This window comes from Candidatus Zixiibacteriota bacterium, from assembly GCA_040753495.1.
In the GTDB taxonomy this organism is placed as follows: Bacteria; Zixibacteria; MSB-5A5; order GN15; family PGXB01; genus DYGG01.
Genome location: JBFMEF010000135.1, coordinates 1 through 23,580 on the forward strand (window position 1 = coordinate 1; position 23,580 = coordinate 23,580).

24 protein-coding genes are annotated in these 23,580 nt (G+C 51.4%); 12 read left to right on the forward strand and 12 right to left on the reverse strand.

The genetic code is table 11. The annotated features are described in order from the left end of the window. Positions 1–152 precede the first annotated feature (152 nt). On the forward strand, positions 153–1,289 hold the full coding sequence (locus AB1690_08925; protein MEW6015432.1) for a tetratricopeptide repeat protein: 1,137 nt from the start codon (positions 153–155) through the stop codon (positions 1,287–1,289). Between the two features lie 3 nt (positions 1,290–1,292). Here AB1690_08925 and AB1690_08930 read toward each other — a convergent pair whose 3' ends face one another. Together AB1690_08930 and AB1690_08935 are read right to left on the reverse strand one after the other, a co-directional pair. Continuing rightward, on the reverse strand, positions 1,293–2,279 hold the full coding sequence (locus AB1690_08930; protein ID MEW6015433.1) for a DUF1028 domain-containing protein: 987 nt from the start codon (positions 2,277–2,279) through the stop codon (positions 1,293–1,295). A gap of 89 nt (positions 2,280–2,368) precedes the next feature. Then, a complete protein-coding gene (locus tag AB1690_08935) occupies positions 2,369–2,845 on the reverse strand; it encodes an SRPBCC domain-containing protein (protein MEW6015434.1) in 477 nt (158 codons plus the stop codon). A gap of 123 nt (positions 2,846–2,968) precedes the next feature. On the opposite strand from AB1690_08935, the gene AB1690_08940 reads away from it, so the two are divergent. Both AB1690_08940 and AB1690_08945 read left to right on the forward strand, forming a co-directional pair. Further along, a complete protein-coding gene (locus AB1690_08940; protein MEW6015435.1) occupies positions 2,969–3,244 on the forward strand; it encodes a hypothetical protein in 276 nt (91 codons plus the stop codon). 28 nt (positions 3,245–3,272) lie between these two features. Continuing rightward, the gene (locus AB1690_08945; protein ID MEW6015436.1) at positions 3,273–3,968 is read left to right on the forward strand and encodes a type 1 glutamine amidotransferase; all 696 of its coding nucleotides are present in this window, start codon (positions 3,273–3,275) and stop codon (positions 3,966–3,968) included. On the opposite strand, the gene AB1690_08950 is transcribed toward AB1690_08945, so the two are convergent. The 4 genes from AB1690_08950 to AB1690_08965 all read right to left on the reverse strand — a co-directional run bounded on the left by AB1690_08950 (position 3,965) and on the right by AB1690_08965 (position 6,930). Continuing rightward, positions 3,965–4,729 (reverse strand): class I SAM-dependent methyltransferase, encoded by a 765-nt coding sequence (locus tag AB1690_08950; GenBank protein ID MEW6015437.1) that lies wholly within the window; start codon positions 4,727–4,729, stop codon positions 3,965–3,967. The genes AB1690_08945 and AB1690_08950 overlap by 4 nt on opposite strands. Before the next feature lie 41 nt (positions 4,730–4,770). After that, positions 4,771–5,031, reverse strand: coding sequence for a hypothetical protein (locus tag AB1690_08955; GenBank protein ID MEW6015438.1), 261 nt, complete (start codon positions 5,029–5,031; stop codon positions 4,771–4,773). A gap of 172 nt (positions 5,032–5,203) precedes the next feature. Continuing rightward, positions 5,204–5,737: an NUDIX hydrolase gene (locus AB1690_08960; GenBank protein MEW6015439.1), complete on the reverse strand. Its 534-nt coding sequence runs from the start codon at positions 5,735–5,737 to the stop codon at positions 5,204–5,206. Between the two features lie 20 nt (positions 5,738–5,757). After that, complete coding sequence (locus tag AB1690_08965) at positions 5,758–6,930, reverse strand: M24 family metallopeptidase (GenBank protein MEW6015440.1); 1,173 nt, start codon at positions 6,928–6,930, stop codon at positions 5,758–5,760. 142 nt (positions 6,931–7,072) lie between these two features. On the opposite strand from AB1690_08965, the gene AB1690_08970 reads away from it, so the two are divergent. The 8 genes from AB1690_08970 to AB1690_09005 all read left to right on the forward strand — a co-directional run bounded on the left by AB1690_08970 (position 7,073) and on the right by AB1690_09005 (position 14,657). Further along, the gene (locus tag AB1690_08970) at positions 7,073–7,978 is read left to right on the forward strand and encodes a DNA-processing protein DprA (protein MEW6015441.1); all 906 of its coding nucleotides are present in this window, start codon (positions 7,073–7,075) and stop codon (positions 7,976–7,978) included. A gap of 8 nt (positions 7,979–7,986) precedes the next feature. Further along, the gene (locus AB1690_08975; protein MEW6015442.1) at positions 7,987–8,607 is read left to right on the forward strand and encodes a YigZ family protein; all 621 of its coding nucleotides are present in this window, start codon (positions 7,987–7,989) and stop codon (positions 8,605–8,607) included. Then, on the forward strand, positions 8,591–9,505 hold the full coding sequence (locus AB1690_08980; GenBank protein MEW6015443.1) for a PfkB family carbohydrate kinase: 915 nt from the start codon (positions 8,591–8,593) through the stop codon (positions 9,503–9,505). The genes AB1690_08975 and AB1690_08980 overlap by 17 nt, the downstream gene beginning before the upstream one ends. Continuing rightward, entirely contained in the window at positions 9,498–10,082 is a 585-nt protein-coding gene (locus AB1690_08985; protein ID MEW6015444.1) for a phosphatase PAP2 family protein, read from the forward strand. The genes AB1690_08980 and AB1690_08985 overlap by 8 nt, the downstream gene beginning before the upstream one ends. Before the next feature lie 97 nt (positions 10,083–10,179). Further along, a complete protein-coding gene (locus AB1690_08990) occupies positions 10,180–10,680 on the forward strand; it encodes a hypothetical protein (GenBank protein MEW6015445.1) in 501 nt (166 codons plus the stop codon). A gap of 16 nt (positions 10,681–10,696) precedes the next feature. Next, positions 10,697–12,034 carry a glycosyltransferase family 39 protein gene (locus AB1690_08995; protein MEW6015446.1) on the forward strand — a complete coding sequence of 446 codons (1,338 nt, stop codon included), beginning with the start codon at positions 10,697–10,699 and terminating at the stop codon, positions 12,032–12,034. A gap of 7 nt (positions 12,035–12,041) precedes the next feature. Next, positions 12,042–12,551, forward strand: a complete 510-nt coding sequence (locus AB1690_09000) for a macro domain-containing protein (GenBank protein MEW6015447.1) — start codon at positions 12,042–12,044, stop codon at positions 12,549–12,551. A 180-nt stretch (positions 12,552–12,731) separates the two neighbouring features. Continuing rightward, positions 12,732–14,657: a DUF4388 domain-containing protein gene (locus tag AB1690_09005; protein ID MEW6015448.1), complete on the forward strand. Its 1,926-nt coding sequence runs from the start codon at positions 12,732–12,734 to the stop codon at positions 14,655–14,657. A 57-nt stretch (positions 14,658–14,714) separates the two neighbouring features. Here the strand turns inward: AB1690_09005 and AB1690_09010 are convergent, their stop codons facing one another. The 3 genes from AB1690_09010 to AB1690_09020 are packed head-to-tail and all read right to left on the reverse strand — an operon-like array spanning position 14,715 to position 17,581. After that, complete coding sequence (locus AB1690_09010; GenBank protein MEW6015449.1) at positions 14,715–15,245, reverse strand: hypothetical protein; 531 nt, start codon at positions 15,243–15,245, stop codon at positions 14,715–14,717. A 9-nt stretch (positions 15,246–15,254) separates the two neighbouring features. After that, entirely contained in the window at positions 15,255–16,385 is a 1,131-nt protein-coding gene (locus AB1690_09015) for an N-acetyltransferase (protein MEW6015450.1), read from the reverse strand. 8 nt (positions 16,386–16,393) lie between these two features. Then, a complete protein-coding gene (locus AB1690_09020) occupies positions 16,394–17,581 on the reverse strand; it encodes a pyridoxal phosphate-dependent aminotransferase family protein (protein MEW6015451.1) in 1,188 nt (395 codons plus the stop codon). 287 nt (positions 17,582–17,868) lie between these two features. On the opposite strand from AB1690_09020, the gene AB1690_09025 reads away from it, so the two are divergent. After that, on the forward strand, positions 17,869–19,389 hold the full coding sequence (locus AB1690_09025) for a FlgD immunoglobulin-like domain containing protein (GenBank protein ID MEW6015452.1): 1,521 nt from the start codon (positions 17,869–17,871) through the stop codon (positions 19,387–19,389). 197 nt (positions 19,390–19,586) lie between these two features. On the opposite strand, the gene AB1690_09030 is transcribed toward AB1690_09025, so the two are convergent. The 3 genes from AB1690_09030 to AB1690_09040 all read right to left on the reverse strand — a co-directional run bounded on the left by AB1690_09030 (position 19,587) and on the right by AB1690_09040 (position 23,471). Continuing rightward, positions 19,587–21,797 (reverse strand): T9SS type A sorting domain-containing protein, encoded by a 2,211-nt coding sequence (locus AB1690_09030; protein MEW6015453.1) that lies wholly within the window; start codon positions 21,795–21,797, stop codon positions 19,587–19,589. A gap of 699 nt (positions 21,798–22,496) precedes the next feature. Beyond that, positions 22,497–23,024 (reverse strand): dihydrofolate reductase family protein, encoded by a 528-nt coding sequence (locus AB1690_09035; protein MEW6015454.1) that lies wholly within the window; start codon positions 23,022–23,024, stop codon positions 22,497–22,499. A gap of 30 nt (positions 23,025–23,054) precedes the next feature. Next, positions 23,055–23,471, reverse strand: a complete 417-nt coding sequence (locus AB1690_09040) for a DoxX family protein (GenBank protein MEW6015455.1) — start codon at positions 23,469–23,471, stop codon at positions 23,055–23,057. Positions 23,472–23,580: the final 109 nt, after the last annotated feature.

Consider the following 23,580-nt stretch of genomic DNA (forward strand, 5'->3'; position numbering starts at 1 on the left):
CGGCGCTCGATGTGGCATTATTGCAATCGTAAGACGAACGACTCTCCCGGAAGATTGAGGTTGACCCCAAGGCGTATGATTATTATTTGAGGGGAAAGAAATATTTCAGTATTGCGGGCTACCCCCACAAAGAAGTTCGTCTGGCAGAGAAGATGCAGCTCAAGGCAATCGAACTGGCGCCCGATTTTGCTCAAGCCTATGCTGAATTAGGTTTAATCTATGCCGAGATGTACTGGGAAGGAACCGATCCCTCTGAAGAATGTCTGAAACAAGCCAGAAGTATGATAGACAAAGCCTTGGCACTTGCGCCCCACGCCGCCGAGTCACACCAGGCTCTGGGCTGGTATTATTATCATGGGTTGCGCGATTTCGGCCGCGCGCTGGACGAGTTTTCCAGAGTGCTCGAATTGCAGCCGAATAATGCCATGGCCCGCGCCAGTATGGCCTGGGTGCAGCGACGTCAGGGGAAATGGAAAGAGGCCATAGAAGGACTGCAAACGGTTGTTTTGCTCGACCCCCGTGAAGCGTGGTACAGATACGAACTGGGATTTACATATTTCTATTGCCGTCGATATCACGATGCCATCGCCCTATTTGATGAAGTGATAGATTTGCATCCGAATACCCCGGCCGCTTATCTGGTGAAATCATTTGCGTTGCTCAATTTGACGGGTGAAACTCGACAAGCCCGGGAAGCGCTTGATGACGGGAAAGCTTGTACCGGCCGCACGCCTCAGTTGACCTGGTTTGAGGTATATTATGACTTTTGTGACAAGGACTATGAGCATGCTTTTGGCCTGCTGACTTCGCCGGGAGTGGTCCTGCACCCAAACAATCCAGACAGTTCCGATTACTATTTCATGAAGGGCGCATGTCTCTCAAAGATGAAGAAGCTGTCTGCGGCGGAGGTTTACTTTGACTCAGCGCGGGTGAAATTGGAAAGCAGGCTAGCGCAATCATCTGAGTCAGCGGCGCTATTGAGCTCGCTCGCGCGTGTTTATACCTGGCTCGGAAAAAGCGATAAAGCCATAGAATCGGCAACCCGGGCGACAAGACTTCTGCCGGTGTCGGCAGACGCATTAACCGGTCCGGATTATATTCTTGACCTGGCAATGGTGTACGCGCAAACGGGGCATGAGGAAAAGGCGATGGAGCTGCTGGATTATCTGCTTTCGATCCCTAATTTTGTTTCCGTAAACGCCTTGAAATTACTTCCGGAATTCAACCATCTCCACAGTAATCCCCGCTTCCAGGAGTTGCTGAAAAAGGATAATCGGTCGGCTATCTGATACCTATTGCCCCATAATTCGTTCTATCAACTTCTTGTCATCCGGCAAGAGGTCGGAGTTGACCAGCCGCGGGACCAGGGCGCGCCAGGAGGAATCGGCCTGGAAGACCTCCTTGAAAATCGGCAGGGAGCGCTCAATCTCGCCGGCAGTGACCAAAGTTACCGCATGCCAGAAGAGAATCTCGGGGTTGCCGGGGGCAAGTTCCGCCGCCCTGGCGTATTCGGCGTTGGCTTTCTCGAAATCCTTGGCAGTGATAAATTCATCCCCTTTGTCCATATGCCGGTAGGCACGGGAGATATTCAGAAGACGTCGCAGTTCCACCAGCGGCTGAGGGGAGTCATCCACCCGGATATCGACAGTCCGGTCACGCCAGGGAAGCCCGGTCGGTTTGCCGGTCACGACCACCATCGCCGCCGACTGCATCCCGCGGATATCCCCCCCTTGGTTCTCCGCCGCTTCCAGCGCCGCCATCATCTTCTCGGCAATGTCGCCGGGGGTCTCTTCAAAGGCTTTAGCCATCGCACCCCAGACGGTGTTATTCCGCATCAGGTTTGCCTGCACCGAGTAATTTTTGCCGATCTGATGTCCCGCTTCGGCGATACATTTGGCGCCGGTATGGGCGGCGATGACCAGATTCCTGTCTATCATGGCAACCTGCCGAACCTGATTATCCGGGTCGGAAGCGAGAAGCCCCTCAAGAGCCAATTTGGCGCTTTTCCCCTTTTTCATCATTTCCAACCCCAGCGGTCCATAGGCAAAGTCAACCAGCGATTGGGTGGCAACGGCTCCGATACCCGGCTCCAGCCAGATGACATCGGCAACCTTGAAATAATGCGACTGCACCGCGGCGCCGAATTCGCCGGTGAGAGTGTCATAGGCAACAATGGAATAGGTGGCTACAGGATGAACAGGGACGACCGGTTTTTCCTCCGCCGCACCAAGGCGGGCGAAAGTAACCAGCATTAGAGTAATTGTTATTATGGCGCGCATATTCGACTCCTTTCGATAAGGATTGAGCAATCGGTCAGCAGAATCAAATATCCGGCGGCGCCAAAAATCAATTGATTTTTATATGAAGGTCAGCTGTTTATATATCCCTGCCGGTATGATTTCCTGGAGTCATGACTGCGCAGGTCGATACCATGCTCCAAAAAGGCTTTCAGGTTCGCCAGAAAAAATGTCCAGCCGGTCTCGCACCCTTTATGCATCGCCCATTTATCTTTCGGGGTGGTTTTCATGTCGTACTGATGAAGCTCCAGTACGGAGCCTTTCTTTAGCGGTTTGATAGTGAGTTTTACCTTTTCCCCTTTCGGACCGAAAGGAAAGAGAAAAAGCCTGTTTTTCTTAATGTCGATAATCCTGGTCTCGAGTTTATCGCCGCCGAGCCACTCGAAATAAAGACGGCCGTTCTTTTTTGGCTCAATTTCCGCTTTGACACAGAACCACCGGGGGACAATGCGGTCGTCGGTCCAGGCGCGGAAGACTTTCTCCGGCTTGGCGGCAAGTTCGATTTTGAGACGAAACTGTGTCCAGTCCTGCTTTTTCTTTTCCGGCATGGTAGATATCTCCTGACTGAATTGGGTCTGTTGCCATAATATACGAAATCTCTCAGGGATGGAATTATCACATTGTACCGGCAGGAGGGACTCCTGCCGGCGCATAAAGGGGAGGAGAGCCATTTGCCGGCGCGGAAAGGTGAGGAGGGACTTCTGCCGGCGCAGAAAGGTGAGGAGGGACTCCTGCCGGCGCAGAAAGGGGAGGAGGGAAAAGAACGGCTTCGGGAGAATCAGGATGGAAACCTGCCGGCGCGGAAAATACGAAATCTCTCAGGGATGGAATTATCACATTGTACCGGCAGGAGGGACTCCTGCCGGCGCGGAAAATGGGAAGGTGACATATTTGGGTTCAGAGCCTTCGGTTGGAGTAGATTCAGGATTTCTCGAAACAGTTCCTGACAGCGGACAGTCAGAGCGTATATTGGGTATGAGGCTGCATTACCTTCAGCATGAGCCGATAGAAACGCCCGGGAATATTCTCAAATGGGCGCGGGAGTATGGTTTCTCCGTCAGTCATACGAGATTATATATCGAGGAAAACCTGCCGGGACTCGATGATTTCGACTGGCTGGTAGTTATGGGGGGCTCAATGTCGGTCAATGATGAAAGCAGATACCGCTGGCTTGCACCGGAGAAGATATTTATTGAAAATGCCGTCAATTCCGGCAAGAAAGTATTGGGGGTCTGCCTCGGAGCGCAATTGGTCGCCAATGTTCTGGGGGCGAAAGTCAGGAAGAATGAAGAAAAAGAGCTGGGCTGGTTCCCGGTTCGGCTGACGTCAGAAGGAATGAAAGAACCGGTCTGCCATAAGATACCTTTTTCGATGGACGTTTTTCACTGGCATGGAGAGACATTCGAACTGCCGAAGGGGGCGGTTCATCTGGCGGAATCTGAGGGCTGTATCAATCAGGCGTTTCGGTATGGCGAGAATACTCTGGCATGGCAGTTTCATCCGGAGGTAACGTTTGAAATGGTTGAGGCGTTTGTTGCCGAAGGGAGCGAGGAATTAAGGGATGGGTGGTATATCCAAAGAGCGGACGAAATACTCGCCTGCCGGGAGAAGACGGCGCGAATGGAGCCGGTCTTGTATCAATGGCTCGATAATTTCATAATTAATGATTAAATGACACCCTGCCGGACGGCGACTATAAATACCCGCCCTTCTTCTTCCGGCTTTTCCAGCGGTGTCATCAGGTCCTGAATGCGGGCGAAATAGATTTTTCCAAAGCCAACTTCCAGAAGCAGCGATTTCACTCTCTCCAGTTCAAATACCGTATTATAGACCGTTTCATCAAACCGCTGATACGACCGGTCCGCCAGGGAGACAAAGCCGGTGAACCTGGTTATCGCCCGGTCTCCTACGCCGTCATATATACCCCGCGTGATGACAAGCATATCCTCGCTGTCGTCTACAATGACATTGTTCCAACGCTTCAGCCCTTTTCGAGTATTGAGGTCAAAGATAAAAAAGCCGTCACAAACGGCTTGCACTGACCGGAAACACCCGAGCAATGACGATTCATCTTTCAAATGATTGAGGGAGTCATAAGTCGCAACCACCAGACCGAACCGCTCCGGCAGATTGAATTCGGCGGCATCACCCAGAACAAAGCGCGCCTGACCTGATTTGACAAACTCCCGGGCATTTTCGTTGGCGTGATTTAGCATATGTTCCGAGAGGTCCAAGCCGACAACCTTGTGTCCCTTTTCGAGGAAATGAACGGCCAGATGCCCCGCCCCGCAGCAGAGGTCGAGGACGGTTCGGTCCTTTTTTCCTATCTCCGTGGAAGCGTAAAAATTAATCAGAAACGGAGCGACCTGATGCGAGAAAGCCGCCCATTTCTTGTCGTACACGGCGGCAAAGGTTTTACTATATGCCTGCATAATCTTCTCCCAAAGAGGTCTCTTTAAAGGCGCTTATTACCCTACGGCTTTGACGTCAAGAATAGATAATAGATAACCTGGTAGAGCATGCCGGCGCAGAATAAAATGGTGCCCCAGATATAAAGTTTATATCCGGGGGGATTCCAGAGATGTTTGTACTTCCAGAAAAGTAATCCTCTTATCGGCCGTTCCCCGGTGACGCTGGGATGATTGGGCGCCCGGTACCAGAGTGATGCCATAACAAGAATCATACCGGTCAGGGCCAAAAGAAGTGAGATACCTAAAAGAATAATCGGTAACATATCGGTTCTCCCCAATCTAAAAGATTGCTCCTTTCCATATACGTTGCGAAACCGGGCCGGTTTCTCTTTGCCGTTCTAAATGCCGCCTGAAGCGAGAAATTACATCTTCCGTCAGGAAAATCCCGCTTGAGGCGAGGCGGACGGTTCCGATAGCGCGACGGCGTCGCAGGATTCACAGAAATCGCAGCACCTCGTCATGCAAACGGGTTCTATAATGCAAGCCGCCCGATTCCAGTCCGGCGGCGATACGTTTGAACTCTTCGAACTCGGCCAGATCGGCCAGGCGGGCTTCCCGGATTTCGGCGATATCGACCGGCGCTATTTTTCCGGAAAGGTATTTCGCCGTGAAAACATGCGTCCGCCAGGGAATCACCCTATTGCCGCAACTGAAGGAGACATTGACCTGCAGGATATATTTCTGCAGTTCAATTTTAACGCCGGCTTCTTCATATGCCTCGCGAAAAACCCCTTCGTGAAAATCCTCATACGGTTTTAATCCCCCCGAAGGGGCGCGGTACAGACCGGAGGGATAATGATGTTTGGAGGTAACAATTACCTTGGGTCCCTTGAAAATATACAGGGTGACATCATGACACCGTCCGTATGACTGAGTGGAGCGGATGAATTCGAACTCATCGGCGCTGACCGGCGCGTTCATGGCGATGACCGGCGGGTACCCGTAACGGTCGGCCACTTCCTGAATCATGCGCGCCGAGAAATACATAATTACCCGAAGAGCGGAATTATATGTTGCTGCACCGGCTGAGTGGTGATTTCGGGTCCCGATTCGGTAATCATTACATCTATTTCAGACCTGACCCCGAACTCCGGCAGGTAGATTCCCGGTTCTATCGAGAAGAGATGCCCCGGCAGGAGTTTGCGACGGTCTTCCGTTTCGAGATTGTCGATATTGGGACCGGGTCCATGGACTGATTCCAGAATCGAGTGACCGGTGCGATGGAAGAAATATTCGCCATACCCGGCATCGGTTATAACCTGCCGGCAGGCGTCATCTACCTGAAAACCATAAACTGTCTCGCGAAGGAATCTTTCGCTAATAAAAGCGACCGCCCGGTCGCGCGCCTTTCTAACAATCTCAAAAATCTTCTGAAATCTGTCCGGGGCGGTTTCTCCGGCATACCCTGCCCAGGTGATATCGGCAAAGACGGCATGAGGTTCGTTCACTTTTGCCCAGAGGTCGATAATGAAAAGGTCATTCATGTTTATCGGCGAGGAACCATGCTCTGGCGGCGAATAATGGGGATTGCTGATATTGGCGTTGACGGCGACAATCGGCAAAAAATCGGAGATCAGCCCTTGTTCGTGGAATCGGCGCAGGATGAAATCGACGACCGCTTTTTCGTTAATAACAGTCTCCGCCTTCAGTTTTTCATGGATGAAGCGAAAGGCTTCATCTTTGATGCCGTTAATCATTCTGGCGGCGGTCCGATGTGATTCGACCTGCTTTTCAGTCATTCGCGCCTGAAAGTAAGCGACTAAATCGGCTGAGGAGACGACCTCAATACCGAATGATTTTATCAGTTCAATGGTACCGGCATCGACCAGCCCGATATAAGGAAGCCGCCCGGAGGGGGAATATTCCATGGCGATGCGTCGCCGGCCACGGAGAACGTTTTGGAGCGCCTCTTCAAGCGCTTTATATGACGAGAAAAAGATTTTATTCCCGGGCAGATGGCGGAAGCGGTCTTTTTCGATATTATGGATGAAGGCGGTCGGGGCGCCCTGGGAGGGAATGAAGAAGGCGAAGCGGCGGGTGATATGCTCCGGCAGGTCGAGGAATCCTACGGCGACAGTGTTGCGCCCATGAAAATCAGCCAGCAGCCAGCCATCAAGGTTTTCGTCACGGAAGAATCTCTGGATATGGTTGATATCAAACATAAGAGTATATCCTGAATATTTGAATTAATGGAGCAAATTACGGCAGAGCGCGGAAAAAAGACAAGGGGAAAATATCAAATCTGCCTCCACCGGCCGATTCATAGAAGTTGACTTGGGCTGTCAATTCGTCTAACTTTGCGGTATGAAGCGTGCCTATCAATATTCGGTGGCGGCGCAGGTCTGGGCGCTGCGGGAGTACGGCGAGGTCGGACCCCGGACATTCGGCGCCCTTATGGCATATTTCGGGAATTTGGCCGCCATTCTGGAAGCGGAAGAGGCGCAATTAAGAGAGATTTCCGGCCTGGGGGAAATCAAATCGCGGCGCATAGCGGAGAGTTTCGACTCATTGCCGAAAGCGGAGCAGTTTGTAAACGGTCTCAAGGAGCGGGAAATCGGCGTGGCAACTATATTCGATACCGACTACCCTCCTCACTTTCGGGAGTTGAATGACCCGCCTCCGATTATCTTCTACCGAGGGAGACTCCCCTCCGAAGGGGAGAAAACGGTTGCTCTGGTCGGTTCGCACAATGCCACCAATGAAGGGATTCAAAATGCGGTGCAACTGTCCGGGAAACTTGCCGCCCAGTCCGTATCGGTAGTTTCCGGACTGGCGCGCGGTATCGATACCGCCGCTCATATCGGAGCGCTTAAAGCCGGCGGCAAAAGTTACGCCGTTCTCGGCTCAGGGTTCGACCATATCCATCCGGAAGAAAATCGAGCGCTGGCGGTCGAATTGGTCAATTCCGGCGCCTTGATTTCAGAATATTCGCCCGACGCCGAGTATACGACCGGACGAATCCTGGCAAGAAACCGTCTCACGGTGGGACTTTCGCAGGCGGTGGTGATAGGTGAACTGTTCGGAGACTCCTCCGGCACTCTGGATACGGCAACGTTTTGTCAGGAGACCGGGAAATTGATGTTTGTCCTGATAGACGGCTGTGAGCGTCCCGGAAAAGATAATCGCGGTGTCGAAAAGACGTTGGCTCTGGGAGCAATTCCGATTACGCTCAATGACGGCGTTGATATTGTCCTCAAATCCCTGGTTTGAGAGCGAGAATGAGCCGGTCCGACAGTTATCTAACTATAAGAGCGCGGGCGGAAACTGAATTAAAAATCAAAGGGTCGAGATTTATAGGACAGGCGGAACGATGCCGCAGTGAAGTCGAGGCGGAAGCGATTCTTGCCGGGGTGCGCAAGAGATTCTACGATGCCAGCCATCACTGCTATGCATACCAGGCCGGTCTGGGGGAGCAGAAGAGATGCCGGTATTCCGATGCCGGAGAGCCATCCGGTACGGCGGGCAAGCCGATATTTGACCAGATATCCGGGAAGGGATTGACCAACCTTATTGTAATCGTAACCCGTTATTTTGGCGGGACCAAATTGGGAACCGGCGGGTTGACTCATGCCTACTCCCAGGCGGCTTCACTGACCATTGCGGAAGCCGGGATTGTAGAGGAGTTTCTGACCGAAGAGATTTTGATAAAGTTTAGCTATCATGATTATAATACTATCGAGCGGCTGATTTATAAATATGAGGGGATAGTACTGGAGCGAGGAATTAATGAAATCAATCCCTATTTTCGAATTTCTCTCCGGCTGTCACTTATCGAGAAATTTTATGAAGATGCGACCGAGGCAACTTCGGGAAGGGTAAAATTTGGCGAAACGGCTTGACTGTCTTGGGCTGGGGATTGCGCCGGTTGACATTTTGTACCAGGTGGAGCGATTCCCGAAACCGGGGAGTAAGATTGACGCCCTGAACATGACCATACAGGGAGGGGGCCCGATACCGACCGCGATGGCGACTTTGGGGCGGTTGGGAATGAAGCCGGGCCTGGTAGCGGCGGTGGGGAATGATATCTTTGGAGATTATGCGATAAACGAGCTCAATAAATTTGGTGTCGATACCTCCAACATGATTCGCAAGCCACGTTCGACCGCTATTGCGGCCGGATGGTATGAAAAAGGAAGCGGACGGCGCACTATCATACTGGACTTGAAAACAAGAATAAGCCCAGGAGATATAAGACTGGATAGACTTCCCGATTGCCGCGCGGTGCATCTGGATGGAAGAGACCTGGCTGTCTGTCTGAAACTGGCGCGGTGGGCAAAAGAAAAAGCGATTCCGGTCGTATTTGATGTTGGCTCGCTTCGGAACGATGTCTCGCCTATTTTCCCTCTGGTGGACCATCTGGTCTGCGCCGCCGATTTCGCCATGCCTTTTACCGGAACGATAAATCTCAGGAAAGCGGTTGAACGACTGGCATCGCTCTGCCCCGGAACCATAGTCATTACCTCCGGCATTAAGGGAGCGCTCGGGTACAGTCGTACCGAGGGATGGTTCAGACAGAAAGCGTTCCGGGTCAGGACGGTCGATACCACCGGCGCCGGGGATGTCTATCACGGGGCTTATATCTACGGTCTCCTCTCGGGAGGGGATTTAGCCTGTCGGATGGAGCTGGCATCAGCGGCGGCGGCATTGAAATGCACCAAACCGGGAGGGCGGTCAGGGATTCCGACAAAGATAGAGCTAAAGCGGTTTCTGTCGCGAAAGAGGCCCACCTATGAGTGAGATTCTGGCATCGCTGGTGGCTCTCGACAAGACTATCTTCCGGTTTGTCAATCAATCGCTGGCTAATCCGGTAACCGATGTATTCATGCCGTTCATCACCACCGATTTGCATCTCAAAATTTTTTACGGCGTCTGTCTGTTTCTGATTCTCTGGAAAGGTGATAGACGTCTTCGCTGGGCGGTTCTGGGGTCGCTGGTGGTCGTGACCCTCAGCGACCAGCTTTCCAGCGCAATTCTCAAACCACTGGTAGGACGTCTGCGTCCCTGCAAGGTAATGGAGGTTCATCTTCTGGTGGGATGCGGCTCCGGATTTTCGTTTCCGTCGTCGCATGCCGCCAATCTCTTCGGGCAGGCGTTCTTTTTCTATGGGATTGCCCCACGCTCGGCAAAGTTTCTGGTGCCACTGGCGGCGCTGGTGGCTTTGTCTCGTGTTTTTGTAGGTGTCCATTACCCGGGGGATATCTTGGCCGGCGCCATTCTCGGAACGGCGGTCGGATTGGTCATGGCAATCTTATTTTCAAAAGCAAATCGGCGCTTCTATTCTGAAAGCGCGCCGGGTGGCAAATCGATTACATGAGGGGAACGGCAATCGCTACCGGCATTGACATTATAGAGAATAGAAACTTATATTCGGTTAGAAAAGTAATCCTCGGCGCTGTCGTCATTCCAAATTTATGAGTGGTCGTGCTTCAGCCGTCTTCCATTATGGCAGCCTCCTGATTGCGCTCGCCGTCGTCGGGATATTGTGGCGTAATCATGACCGGCGCAGCATCATCAATCTCAATTACCGAACCGCTTCTTATCCGGTAATGAAGGAAGAAATCAGCGATTCCGGACAGTTCCTGGTGAAGGTCAAAGATGGGCTGAGCAAACAGGGTTTCCTGATTGTGGAGGAGCGCCAACCGCAGCCGTCAGTTTGGGAAATTATCGCACAATCAAGCGATGGCTGGCTTCTGGCGACCCACCAAAAAAAGGTTACGATAATAGATGCCGTGACCCGCGTCAGGGGGGATTCTCTTGCGACCGAGAGAGGTTATCTGGTATTTGAAGGGTTCCACAAGACCGGTTCCAGATTTTTCATATGTGTAGTATTTTTCTCCCTTACGGTTGCCGTTTCGTTCAAGGTCAGTAAAGAAATGCTTCCGCCGGTCACTCCCAGGATATTTCATAAATGAATTCAATGAAATGTCTATGAATTTAGCGTCGATTAAGTCTCAAATCTCGACCCGAGAGTGGCAAACATATCTCCTGCTGTTTGGCATCAGCCTGATACTGAGGCTTGTTTATTTCATAATAATGCTGACTCAGACCGGCCCCTCCGGCCTGTATGACCAGTTCAATGACCCCGTCAAATATATCAATGCCGCTGATTATCTGCTGGGAAGATACCAGCCGGGGCAATATGAATTATTTCTGGTTGGTATTGGATACCCCGCTATCCTGGCGGTGAGTCGTATCCTGATGGGGCAATCATTTCTGGCGGTAATCATATTACAGATTTTACTGAGCAGCATGTCGTCGATAATTGTTTACAAGATTGCCGACCTCCTGACCGGGAATCGGGCTGTGGCCGTTGTTTCCGGAACTCTGGTGGCGACATCGCTGACATCTATTTCGCTCGCTAATGCTCTGGTTACCGAGTCAATCTATTTTTTCCTCTTTTCGCTATCGGTTTATCTTTTCTTCCGATGCCTCGATGAAAACAATTGGAGAAACGCAGTTCTTTCCGGCGTATCGGGAGGATGCGCTGTCCTGCTGCGCTCTGCGGGAGGGTTCTTCCCGGCGATTCTGATACTGTCTGCCCTGCTGGTTCCGGCTCCAGCAGGGCGAAGAAGACAGCTGATATACCGGTCGCTGGTTGTCTCCATGATTATGGTCGCCATTCCTGTTTTTTGGGGAGTCAGAAATCTGCTGACCCACGACACTTTCACTGTTTCGGCTACCGGCACGCTGGCCGCAAAAACCTATCTTGTCGCCAAAGTCAAGATAGAGGAAGAAGGAAGACATATTAGAGAATTTCCGGAACTGAGAGACTCTCTGTACCGAGTGTCTCTGAAACATTTTCACGAGGGGAATTTTCGGCTAAGCCAGGAGGAAAGCAAGGCTTTGATTGCCGCCACGGCAAGGAAGTACCCGGTTACCATGCTCAGGAATTTCTTCCAGATGGTGCTGGAAAATATGACAGCCGTTTCCAGTCTGCATTATCTCCAGTTGCCCCGGTGGCGTCCCTTTTTTGAAACTATTGACCACTATTGGAACCGCGGCGACACCAATCCAGCGATGCTGACCCTGTCGCTTATAGGCTTTGTTCTGATTGCCCGGCGAAATATGCGCATTGCCGTGGTACTATTGTTGGGAATGGGCTATTATGGCATCATTTCAGGGGTGACATTTGGACAGGGGTCGCGGATTTTCTACCCCGCGCAGGGGGTGGAATTCATTCTTGCCGCAACGGCTCTGGTGTTTATATACAGGTTAATCTCAATGGCTGCCAGGAAATTATCGGGGAGATTGGCAACTAACAGATAGTGACGGTATGAAAATCGAGATAGAAATTATTCAGGGGGATATTACCTCAACTATCTGCGAGGCGATAGTCAATGCCGCCAATAATCATCTCTGGATGGGTTCCGGGGTTGCCGGCGCTATCAAGCGCAAAGGGGGCGAAGTCATAGAAAAGGAGGCGATGGCGCAAGGGCCGATTGCAGTCGGGCAGGCGGTCGCTACCGGAGCCGGAAAACTCCCCTATAAATTTATCATCCATGCAGCCGGCATGGGACAGGACCTGAGAACGGATGTCGAAACCGTCTATAAAGTCACCCGCAATTCCCTTCTGCTTGCCGACCGATTGGGGATAGGCTCGGTGGCGTTTCCGGCGATAGGAACCGGAGTCGGCGGTCTGGCGGCGGCGGTGTGCGCCAAGGCGATGATAAAGGCGGTCAAGGAAACCTCAGAAGAGCTGAAAAGTCTGGCGCGGGTAGCATTTGTGCTCTTTGACCGCGAGGCATTTCAGGCGTTTCGGGCGGAAGCAGAATTGCAAGATTAATCGTTAATACCGCAGTATAAGATTAAGTTTGGGGGCGCAGTAATCTCTATAAGATTTTGTCCGATAATAAATAATGGTACAAATGCCTCTTTCGGGCAGAAAGATTGAGCCGATATTAAAGAAATGCATGACAGGCAAATAGCCTGAAGGCGTAAATATTAGCCAAGGCTGGAGTCGTTTATGAATATCAAACCGGCGCCGCTTCAATATCTACCATTGGAGTTGATGAAAAGACATCGCATTGTCCCTTTTGAGTTCGACAGCGAGCGAAGAGCCCTTCGTATTGCCAGCAGCACTCCTCACGACACCGCTCTGGCAAGCGAATTGTCGCGTCAGTCCGGCGGAGTGAAGATTGAACTGTATCCGGCCAATCCGGAAGCGATCGAACGGGTCATTGCCCGATTCTCCACCGCCACGGGAGAGAATGCGCCGTCGCCATCGGCCGGCAAGATACCTCATGAAACCCTGTCGCCGAAGATGGGAGAGCCATTGCCGGAGCCGAAAGTTTCGCCGGAGCCGCTTCCGGGACGAGCAGTAACCGAAAGCAAGAGGGAAGGGAGTATCCTTTTTGTTACCTCCAGCCGGAAACTGAGCGACCATCTCATCGCGGCGCTGCGCTCAGAGCGGTACATTTTGAAAGTGGCGGTCAGTGTCGAGTTTGCGCGTTCCTTTATCGAGTCGGAGCCCTTTGAGTATATTTTTGTTGATGATAAACTTCGCGACCGGGCGACCCCACTGGTGAAAAAAGTCCGGCAGGATTTCCCGGCGACTACCGTTCGCTACTACCGCTCAGAGGCGGCGTTACTGGTAAATGATACTCTGGAAGAGATGACCGATGACCTTCTGCGGAAAAATCTGGCATTATTTCGATTTCTCTATTCGCGGGGAGGAGGAACATTGGCGCGTCATGAATCAACGGTGGCGCAACTGACGGAGATTCTTAGCGCGCGGTATGACCTGCCGGGGCATATTCGAGCGGCGGTCGCAACGGCGGCGTATCTCCATAATCTCTCCGAGGATGATCTCAATCCGACGCGCGGCTACAGCCAGACCGACATAATCGCTCTCTCGGCAACCCGGCTGGCGTCATGGCAATATCCGTCGCTGGTGGTCAATATTCTGAAAGCGGCGTATCAGCCGCTTTCCCAGTTGCCGCGCCATATATCGGAGCTGGAGCTATTGGCCGGTTCGATTCTTACCGCGGTCGATATCTATTGCCACAATTTCCCGTCGCCGAGTTCTCTTTCTCCCGAACAGATGACTCAGGTCAGAGAAGTTCTGCAAAGGGAAAAAGAAAAGATAGCGATGGATGACGTAATTAACCAGCTGCTCGGCGCTATAGCCGACGAGGTTTCCTCACGCTCCACGCGAAGCCGACAGTCCTGCCTGCATATCCTGGTTCCGCGAGGAATGCTTCCCAAGTCGCTGGAAGAAGCCTTATCCAAAGCCGACTTCAAAGTTGAGTATTCGCGCAGCGCCGCCGAATGCGCCGATGCCTTCAACCGGGCAAAGCCGCAGATGATGCTTATCCGGCACTCCGGAAGAGTGGAAGAGATTTATGACCTTCTGCTGCAGCTGGCGCTTCAAGGCGTCCCGCTGGACCAGATTCCAACGCTGCTCATGGTTGACCAGACGGTTTTAAGCGAGGCGATGGTCTTTATGAAGAACGGACTCGAAGATATCTTTTCCGAGAATCTGGAGCCGGAAATTGTCGTCACCAAGCTGTCGCGGATTAGAAACCGCCTGGAGGAAAAAGCGCAGTACCGTCGCTCGGTGCTTCAGGAGCTGGGGACGCATGGCTCGCTGGAGGATATGGGGCTTATTGACCTGCTGGAAGCCTCACGCGGCGGAAGCCGCCCGGTGCAGATAAGTATCTCCGGGGAAGGACAGCAGGCGACGCTCTACCTGGAGCAGGGGAAGGTGCTGTATGCTGAATGCGGCACAGACAGCGGTGTAGATGCCGTCAGCAAGATTATCCGCTGGCGCAAGGGGGTCTGGAGCATTGACCCGATTGATGCCTCTAAACTTCCGCCAGCCAATCTGAATCGCGGCATTGATTCGATTCTGCTGGAAGCCTGCGTCAATATCGATACCGTCTCAAAGTGACAATCAAGCAAGCCGGGTACCAATCCGGTGCCGGTATTATTTCGATATATCCAGACCCTATTTTTGTTTTGCTTTGAGAGAACCAGAGAACTGAAGGGTATCTTCAGACTGGTTGACGAAGGAAGCCTCGAGAACAGCCGTGAACTGCGAACTCTTTACCGAATCGACCAGAATATAACCCGAATGACATCGATACAGCTTGAGCGAGTCGGGAAGATGATACAGTCCGAGGAGCTGGCATACCGACCGATTCGAAATATCTATGGAGTCGGCCTGGAGGTCTGAGGGGAGTTCGACGGCAATGCGGTATTTAATCTGAGCATCGACCGTGACAAAACCGCTCTTGAGATTGAGCATGCTGGAATCGGTCTGGCTCTGAGTGGTGATCAGAAGAAGACCCTCGCCTTTCTGGTAAAGACTGGAAAGGGGGTTATCCGAAATCTTATATCCCTTGAGGAAGTATGATTCTTCTAATTGCAGTCTACTTTGAATACCCTTATCGATGCGAAACAATCGGGGCAGGAATTTATTCTGACAGGCGGCAAGGGTGAGGAGAAGGGTGAGAGAGATTAAGAAGCGGTATCTCATTTAAATCCGCTAAATCGGCATTTCGACCAAACGGTATTTCTTGTACAGTTTTGCCCCCATATTTTCGGCGGCGCGGCACATCAGTTCATTTGTCTCCAGAATCCAGGAGAGTTCCGCCCAGTGGTACCCTCTTTCGACTCCTTTGAGATAGGTATCGACATAGAAGATATTGTCGATGCCGCGCTTCTGGAATTTCGGGATAACCCCCATCGTCAGCATTCGCACACCGGTGATTTTTCGGCGGATTTTAGTATTCCAGATTACCTTGAGTATTCCGAAGGGAAAGAGCCGTCCGTTGAGGCCGATAAGCACCTGATTGATGTCGGGAACCGCCATGGAGAATGCCGCCGGTTCGCCATTGACATAGGCAATCATCACCAGGTCTTCTTCCACCAGTTGCTTCAATTCCTTAGCCATGTAGAAGAATTCATCCTCCGGCATCGGGACAAAACCCCAGTTTCGTTCCCACGCCTGATTGTAGATTTTATTAATCAGGCGGACTTCCTCGTCGAATTTGGAGAGATTGACGGACCGAATCTGGATTTTATTCCGCTCTTTGATTCTGTTGACCAGGGCAACCTGACGGTCGGAAATCGGAGTCTCCCTGGTTATCAGATAGGCGTTGAGGTCCATGATTTTCTTCAAGCCGAATTTTTCCGCCAGCTTGGGGAGATACGGTTTATTGTACGGGTTCATCACCGTTGGCGGTTTATCGAAACCTTCAATCAGAAATCCGATTTCATGATTGGTGGAGAAATTGGTGGGACCGCGCATTTTCTCCATCCCTTCCGACTTGAGGGTAATCATGGCCACTTTGAACAATTTGGAAGCGACCTCGAAATCATCAATCGATTCGAAAAATCCAAAGAAGCCGACTTTCTCCATATGAAATTCATTATGATAGAAATTGACGCAGGTAGCGATGCGGCCGACCACTTCGCACTCTTTCAGGGCAAGAAAGAGCTTGGTCTTGGCGCCCCGGTAAAAGGGATTTTTGCTCTTGTCGAAAAACTGCTTCCGCTCGGAAATCAGCGGCGGCACCCAGTTCGGCTCCTCTTTGTAGAGCCGGAAAGGGAGCATGATGAAAGATTTTAGTTGTTGAGGGGTTTCGACCTCAATGACGTCAATCCCGTTAGCCATCGGTTACTTTATGAAATAATGCCCATCTTTTTTCCGATTTTCTCGAAGACTTCGAGAACGCGGTCAAGATGCTCATCGGTATGAGTGGCGGTGTAGGAGGTTCTTATCAGGGCTCTTCCGGGAGCGACCGCCGGCGAAATTATCGGATTGGCAAAAACGCCGTTATCGAAAAGCGCCTTCCAGAACTTGAAGGTATCCATATCTTCCCCGATAAGGACCGGGATAATGGGAGTCTGAGAACTGCCGATATCATAGCCGAGACGTTTCAATTCGGTCTGCATACGGCGGGCGTTTTTCCAGAGGTTGTGACGTCGCTCCGGCTCGGTCTCAATGATATCGAGGGCGGCAAGGACTGCGGCGGTGGACGACGGGGGAATGGAGGCGGAGAAAATCAGTTCGCGGGAGAAATGCTTGATGAAATTTATCACCCGTTCATCGGCGGCGATAAATCCGCCCAGCGAGGCGAAGGACTTGGAAAAAGTGCCCATCGTGATATCGACGTCATTTATCAGCCCGAAATGCTCGGCGGTGCCGCGGCCTCCCTCGCCCAGCACACCGATAGAGTGGGCGTCATCTACCATGATGCGGGCGCCGTACTTGCTGGCGACCTTCACCAGATTAGGAAGGTCGATAATGTCGCCCTCCATTGAGAAGACGCCATCGACTACAATCAGGATTCCGCCGCGAGCGCCGTTTTCGGCGATATTTTTCAATATCCGGTCGAGGTCCGGCATATCATTATGGCTGAATTTGAGGGTTTTGCCGAAGGAGAGACGGCACCCGTCAACAATTGAGGCATGGTCGGAACGGTCAATGACCAGGTAGTCGTTCTTGCCGACCAGGCAGGAGATAGTGCCGAGATTGGTCTGAAATCCGGTGGAGAAGATAAGCGCCGCTTCCCGTTTCATGAACCGGGCAAGACGTTCTTCCAGCTCGATATGAAGGTCGAGCGTGCCATTGAGGAACCGGGAGCCAGTGCATCCGGAGCCGTATTTCTTGGCGGCATCGGCGGCGGCCGCCATCACCCGGGGGTCATTGGTCAGCCCGAGGTAGTTATTGGAGCCGATCATGATAAGCTTGCGGCCGTCAACGACCACTTCGTTGCCGGGAGCGGAGGACAGGGGATGAAAGTAGGGATAAAATCCGGCCGCCTTAACTTCATCGGCGGTAGTGAATTGCCGACATTTCTCAAACAGGTCAGAAAAACGGTAGGTGGCGGTCACAGTAGCGGTATCCTTAGATTGATGCTTATTGGTATCCAAATCCTTTTGTCCTCATTAGTTCCAGTGAAACCAAAAACTATGGAAATTAGAGGGTAAAGTCAAGAAAAATGATAGGAGGAGTCGGCAGGCGCCGACTCACCCATAAGCCGGGGAAACGCCGGCTCCGGCATGACATCTATGGTAAGGCAAATCCCCAACAAAATCATTGACGTTCTATAGATTTCTCTTATACTGCTTACAGGCTATCCGGGAGGTTTTTTGTGGGTAAAATCAGACTCCTATCAATTCTCTGCTTCTTTGTGCTTGAGTCTCCTCATGCTTTTCCTTTGGAATCGCCGCAATTGATATATCAAAGAGTTATTCCCGGAGTGGAGTACTCCACCACCATAGACCCTTTAATAGCCCAGAACGGAACCTTTTCTGGACTCTTGATTGGCACTTATAATCCGCGACAGATACTGATAGTCGATTCTGCCGGCAATCAATTGAGAGCGCTGAACGTAGAGGTCGCTCCGAGGTATATATTTCACAGATACGATGAGAATGGCGATTCATTGTCGATTTACACTCATGGCTTTGAGCCATACTACATCATGAACTATCTTCATAGACTGACAGATAGTGTTGAGACAAGAATCGACACTCTGTTCGAGTGGTATGACTGGGAATGCCTTGATCAGGATGCCAGAAGTAGGATCTGGCAAAGAAGGGACCAGGATGGTCAGGAGATAGTATCGTTTTACATATCGGAACTGCGCGCCTGCTATTACCAGACACAGGGATGGCAGTGGGACCTGTGGTCACACATTAGTGATTATTCGAGATCCATGGAGAAGATCCGAACACGGGGTTGCACAGATATTGCCGTCGGCAATCTGACGGGGGATGAAGAATTAGAAGAGTGCCGTCTGTACGACCTTGATTGGGGATATGAAGTCAGAGAACCAGGTTATTCTTATTTCGTAGAGGACAAGTCTTCCTCAATTCAGATCCGCAGCAGTCTGGATTCATTGATATTCGAATTTTCTTCCGACGACGGCGAGAATTACCGCATCTGGAGCGCGCCATTCGATGAATTGGACCCGCGAGACGAGTTGATTTATCATGGTAACGCACAAGACTGGCTCGGCATTCACGGAGACAGTCACGAATTTATAGCCTGTTACAGCCTCGCCTCAAACGTAATGACGGAGCAGTGGTACACTCGCATAAACAATATTGATTTTGCATTTGACTTTCGAGCGAGGCATTTTGAATATATCTATCGAGCAGGAGATTGCATAGTCGGTATGGCGACCTGCAGCACCGTTGCAGCCATCGATTATCGAAATGGTTTGTTGGGTCAACCGATTCCGCTGGGAAGACGGCTTGAAGCAACTCGCTTCTTCGAGAGACCCGGTGTTCCAGAACTGCTGCTGGTCGGGCGAGTGTCTGATACGGTGTTTATCTACTCTTTTCAGAGTCCAATTGGTGTCAACGAGGACTTTGGGACCATTCTACCAAATGATTTTGATTTGAAGCAGAACACCCCCAATCCCTTCAATCAAAGCACATCGATAAGATTCTCATTGTCGTCAAAACAACAAGTCACCTTGAAAATTTACAATCTTCTCGGTCAGCGAGTGACAGAATTGGAGAATCGAATACTTCCGGCAGGCACTTATTCAGTAAGATGGAATGGAATCGACAGTGATGGGAAACCGGTGGCTTCCGGTATTTACTTGTACCGCCTCCAAGTCGATAGTAATTTCCTGGTCAGGAAAATGGTTCTCCTCAAATAAAGCCTCCACTTCAAGTTGCTTTCATCCTGTTTCTTGCCGCCTTATCTTCCAGGGAGGGAATGCCGCGTCAGTTTCCTCATACCAGAAAACCACGGCTATCTACAATGAATCTGCAAATCAACTGTATGACACAAAAGCCCGCATTTAGCGGGCTTTTGTGCACCTCAAAGTTGGAATAAATCCAATTGTCAGGCCGTCTACTTCAGCAGCATCATCTTCATCGTCTGCGTGTACGCGCCGGCCTTCAGACGATACAGATAAATCCCGCTGGAAACGGAGGAACCGTTCCAATAGAAGGAGTGATTTCCTGCCTCCAGATAACCCTGGTAAACAGTCGTTATCTGCTGCCCCAGGATATTATAGACATCGAGAGAGATATCGGATGCCACCGGCAGGCTGAAGCTGATTTCGGTATAGGGATTGAAGGGGTTAGGACGATTGGGATATAGCGCAAAGGCGGTCGGCATCAGAGGCTGCGCCGCTTCGATATCATCCTCCCACTTGTAGCCACCGTCGTCATCAACACCAGGCAAGAATTTCACCGGAGCCGGTTTCACTATAAAGATAACGCAGTCGGTCGCGGAGAAGGGACTGCCATCTTTCATGTTTCCGGTGAAGGTTACCGGTATCGCCTGTCCCGGAATGATTTCACCCAATCCCGCCGCCAGGGCATTCTGGTCGAACTTGAGAATCAGGTCAACATAACCGTCGGGCAGATACTCGTGACAGACACATTCCTGAGAGCCATCCGCCACCGGAGTCGAAATGTCTTTGAATCGATACTTAAGCCAGGGGATATTATTCATCCGCACCGTGGCGAGGTCGATATCATTGACATTGAAACCGGGACCGCCGATAATGGAAACAACCAGGTCGACTACGGCGGTCGACGGCACCCACCGCTCGCCGCTGGAGGCATCCGGCAGAACCTTTGATGCCGCTGACTGACTGCCGCTGTTGTCGGTGGCGGCTACACTGTAGATATACAACTTGTTGGGACAGGAACCCGGTTTGATATCTACCGCCACAGGAGCGCCCTCTATGATAATATTCCCCGGCTCGTTGGGATTCGGGTTGTCCGGGTCATCGCCAATTACAGTGGTTGGCGGGGTCTGGTCGCTTTCAATGGTGCAGTAGTTAAGGATGGTGCTTCCCGGAACAGCATTTCCGTTGACCCGTACGACCAACTGTATATCCGGTCCCGCCTGTCCGGCGGCAAGATTCCCAATATTCCAGGTGACCGAATGGGTGTTGGGGTCATAGACGCCGGTGCCGGGAACACCACCAACCGTCTCGGAAATAAAATCGATTTCGAGCGGAAGGTCGTCATGCAAAATGACACCGGTTATGTCGTAAGAATTGCTGTTGGAGTAGGTAATCAGGTAAGGGAAAGTCTGACCGACATAAAGACCGTACCCCTGAACCATGTCGTTCTTGGCAAGATTGAGCGGGTTGTAACTGACATTGGCGATTTCGATACCGGCGGGAGTGCCAAGAGACCCGGTGGAGTACTGAAAGTTGAGATTGGAATCCCAGATGCTGATATCGTCACCATAACATCCGCCGGTAACATAGACCATGCCCGTCGCTTCATCAACGGCGATTCCCATGCCGCCGTGACCCATATTGACGACCGACTCGGTACTGGTATTCAGGTCGTACTTACTGAGCAAGGTGTAACCGGTGGGAGCGCTGGCGCACCAACCGTCAGGAGCGCTGGTATAGACATAACCTCTGTATCTGTCAATCGCAATTCCGACCGGCGGAATGCTCGGCTGATAATGGAACAGCTCCGTTAAAGTATTTACATCATAGACTCTGACGTACCCGGTAGCGGGAGTCCAGGAGCCGGCATCTGCCACGTAGAGTCTGTCGGTGAACTCATCGAGGGCAATTCCAAATGCCGATGATAGACCGGGCAGTGCCCGCGGATATCCTGCCCTCAAAGTGAGTGTCTTGGCGGTCGGGTTCCAATCGTAAACATAAAGATTGCCCGAAGCCCGGTCGACGGTATAAACCAGGTTGTTAACGTCATCAACATCAATACCGGCAAGGCCGTAGCCGCCGGAAACCCATCCCAGCGAGGTCATTGTCTTGGCATCGACCAGCTCAACGCCATAGTCGAATTCGCTGGTGATAAAGAGAGCGCCTTCGGGCGGATTGGTAGTCGGGTCAATCCAGACGGCAACGTCACCGGGGTCGCCGGCGTGAGTCAAGTTATAGCGCGCCTGATAGGCGATAGGGGGGACGGAACCGGGAGGAGCGATGTTGTAAGCATCGAATTGCCCGGTATGATGATTGGCTATGACATACATCGATTTGGCAAAAGACGAGCCGGCCAGAAGCGCCGTCAGCAGACAGACAACGGCGATTATGATGCCGTTGCGTTTACTATGTCGATTAATCATTTGAATTTCCTCCCAAAAGGATTTTCGATTTGTTGCACAGATCAGTCAAATGTCCAAACTGTTTCCTCAGACATAATTTTCTCCGATTAAAAGTCAAATGAACTTTTTGGACCTCCTTTCGGTCGTTTGCGCACGACTTCGCCTGAATCGCGCCGAAGGAGAAATTTCAGGCGTTCTCTTGATAGAGAAGTTCTCTTTATCCGCGGACGGCTAACGGATATTGCTGCCGGCAGTTTCAGGCCGACCGTTCATGATAATTGATTTAGAATTCTTCGTGAGGCACCGATATTGCGGGTAATTTTATTACCGGTAGCCGCATTCTGCCTGGTGCTCGAAAGCAGCCGCGGCGGCTGGTTGGCGAATGGCTCCCCATGGTGAAGTCAAACCATTTATCCCGGACTGATTATGGATTAAATACTACTTCTTCCCCGCAAACTGAAACTGTCAAGAATTCCGCATTGAGCGGTTCTGCGGGCAGATATCACCTCTTTTCCAGAAAAACAAAAAACGCTGTCTTTCCCGGTGTCAAAAATTTTACTGAAGAATAAGTCCGTTCAGGACAGTACTATTATATCAAATGTCAGCCATCTGTCAAGTCAATATTGTACTAATTTATCCGTGTTCTGTAAATTCGTCTCAAGTCAATTTGACCCCGCGGGGTAAGAATGACCCGGCACTTGACCTGTCTTCTCAGGATTATTAAATGAGCGAGTAATGTAGCCTGACGACGCCTGAGGGGTAGGCTTTAGAATTGACGAGGGTAAGCGATGGCGCAGAGGTCACTGCCGCAAACAGAGGAATTCCCCGGGACAGGAATACCGGAATATAGAACAGCATCATTTCCTCAAGAAGCCCCTCATTGATAAACTGGGTGACCACCCTGCCTCCGCCAACCAGCCAGATGTTGTTTTCTGACTCTCTCTTTATCCTCTCCACGAGCACTTTCAGATCGCCGGAATAAAAATCGACTGCGGCATCTTGGGGAACAGGCAAGGGGCGAGATGAGAGGACGCAGCATTTTTTCCCATGATGTGACCAGCGACCGAAGGAAAGTTCCTTGCGATAACTGTTGGCTCCCATAATGAGAGCGCCGACCGATGCATCAAACTCTTTGAGACCGTAATCCTCCGGTGAATCCTGGTAAGGAAGAAGCCAATCGATGCCGCCGTCAGGAGTGGCGATAAAACCATCAAGACTGACAGCGATATAGAGAATTACTTTGGGCATCCTTCACCGGCGGCGGCATGACCGCTTCCATCAGTTCTTCCATTTCTCATCCAGCGAATATTTCCCCGGTCCGGTCAGGAAGAGGGCGGCGAAGACGATGGCGTTTTCGATGGCGTGCGAGGCCATCCCGAGGTTATCGCCGCGCCCCAGATGAGAAACGGCGGCCATGACCATAGTTATAAACATAAATATGAGTGCGGGACGAAAAAATAGTCCCAGCGCCAGCAGTATGGCGCCGCCGAATTCCGATAAAGACGCCATAAATCCCCAGAAAGCGGGAGCGAAATCGATACCGACATAACCCATGGCGCCGCCCAATTTCTCCCAGCGCTCCATTCCGCCGAAAATTTTCGGTCCGCCATGTATCCAGAGGTATGCCCAGCCCCAACCGAGACGCAAAATCAAAAGCCCAATATCTCGAAACCTGTCGAGTGAAGTTAGAAACATCTGCGGCATCCTTTCGAATCAGGCAATACCTGCCGGTTTTGAGCCAATCTCCTGAAGATTCATGATACGTATTTTATAATAACAGCAAACTCCCCCGACAGTTTCCCCA

Excerpts from the sequence above, each read along its gene's own strand:
- AB1690_08925 (MEW6015432.1), top strand. The coding sequence starts at position 153 with ATGCAGCTCAAGGCAATCGAACTGGCGCCCGATTTTGCTCAAGCCTAT.
- AB1690_08930 (MEW6015433.1), bottom strand. The coding sequence starts at position 2,279 with ATGCGCGCCATAATAACAATTACTCTAATGCTGGTTACTTTCGCCCGC.
- AB1690_08935 (MEW6015434.1), bottom strand. The coding sequence starts at position 2,845 with ATGCCGGAAAAGAAAAAGCAGGACTGGACACAGTTTCGTCTCAAAATC.
- AB1690_08945 (MEW6015436.1), top strand. The coding sequence starts at position 3,273 with ATGAGGCTGCATTACCTTCAGCATGAGCCGATAGAAACGCCCGGGAAT.
- AB1690_08950 (MEW6015437.1), bottom strand. The coding sequence starts at position 4,729 with ATGCAGGCATATAGTAAAACCTTTGCCGCCGTGTACGACAAGAAATGG.
- AB1690_08955 (MEW6015438.1), bottom strand. The coding sequence starts at position 5,031 with ATGTTACCGATTATTCTTTTAGGTATCTCACTTCTTTTGGCCCTGACC.
- AB1690_08960 (MEW6015439.1), bottom strand. The coding sequence starts at position 5,737 with ATGATTCAGGAAGTGGCCGACCGTTACGGGTACCCGCCGGTCATCGCC.
- AB1690_08965 (MEW6015440.1), bottom strand. The coding sequence starts at position 6,930 with ATGTTTGATATCAACCATATCCAGAGATTCTTCCGTGACGAAAACCTT.
- AB1690_08970 (MEW6015441.1), top strand. The coding sequence starts at position 7,073 with ATGAAGCGTGCCTATCAATATTCGGTGGCGGCGCAGGTCTGGGCGCTG.
- AB1690_08975 (MEW6015442.1), top strand. The coding sequence starts at position 7,987 with ATGAGCCGGTCCGACAGTTATCTAACTATAAGAGCGCGGGCGGAAACT.
- AB1690_08985 (MEW6015444.1), top strand. The coding sequence starts at position 9,498 with ATGAGTGAGATTCTGGCATCGCTGGTGGCTCTCGACAAGACTATCTTC.
- AB1690_08990 (MEW6015445.1), top strand. The coding sequence starts at position 10,180 with ATGAGTGGTCGTGCTTCAGCCGTCTTCCATTATGGCAGCCTCCTGATT.
- AB1690_08995 (MEW6015446.1), top strand. The coding sequence starts at position 10,697 with ATGAATTTAGCGTCGATTAAGTCTCAAATCTCGACCCGAGAGTGGCAA.
- AB1690_09000 (MEW6015447.1), top strand. The coding sequence starts at position 12,042 with ATGAAAATCGAGATAGAAATTATTCAGGGGGATATTACCTCAACTATC.
- AB1690_09005 (MEW6015448.1), top strand. The coding sequence starts at position 12,732 with ATGAATATCAAACCGGCGCCGCTTCAATATCTACCATTGGAGTTGATG.
- AB1690_09010 (MEW6015449.1), bottom strand. The coding sequence starts at position 15,245 with ATGAGATACCGCTTCTTAATCTCTCTCACCCTTCTCCTCACCCTTGCC.
- AB1690_09015 (MEW6015450.1), bottom strand. The coding sequence starts at position 16,385 with ATGGCTAACGGGATTGACGTCATTGAGGTCGAAACCCCTCAACAACTA.
- AB1690_09030 (MEW6015453.1), bottom strand. The coding sequence starts at position 21,797 with ATGATTAATCGACATAGTAAACGCAACGGCATCATAATCGCCGTTGTC.
- AB1690_09035 (MEW6015454.1), bottom strand. The coding sequence starts at position 23,024 with ATGCCCAAAGTAATTCTCTATATCGCTGTCAGTCTTGATGGTTTTATC.
- AB1690_09040 (MEW6015455.1), bottom strand. The coding sequence starts at position 23,471 with ATGTTTCTAACTTCACTCGACAGGTTTCGAGATATTGGGCTTTTGATT.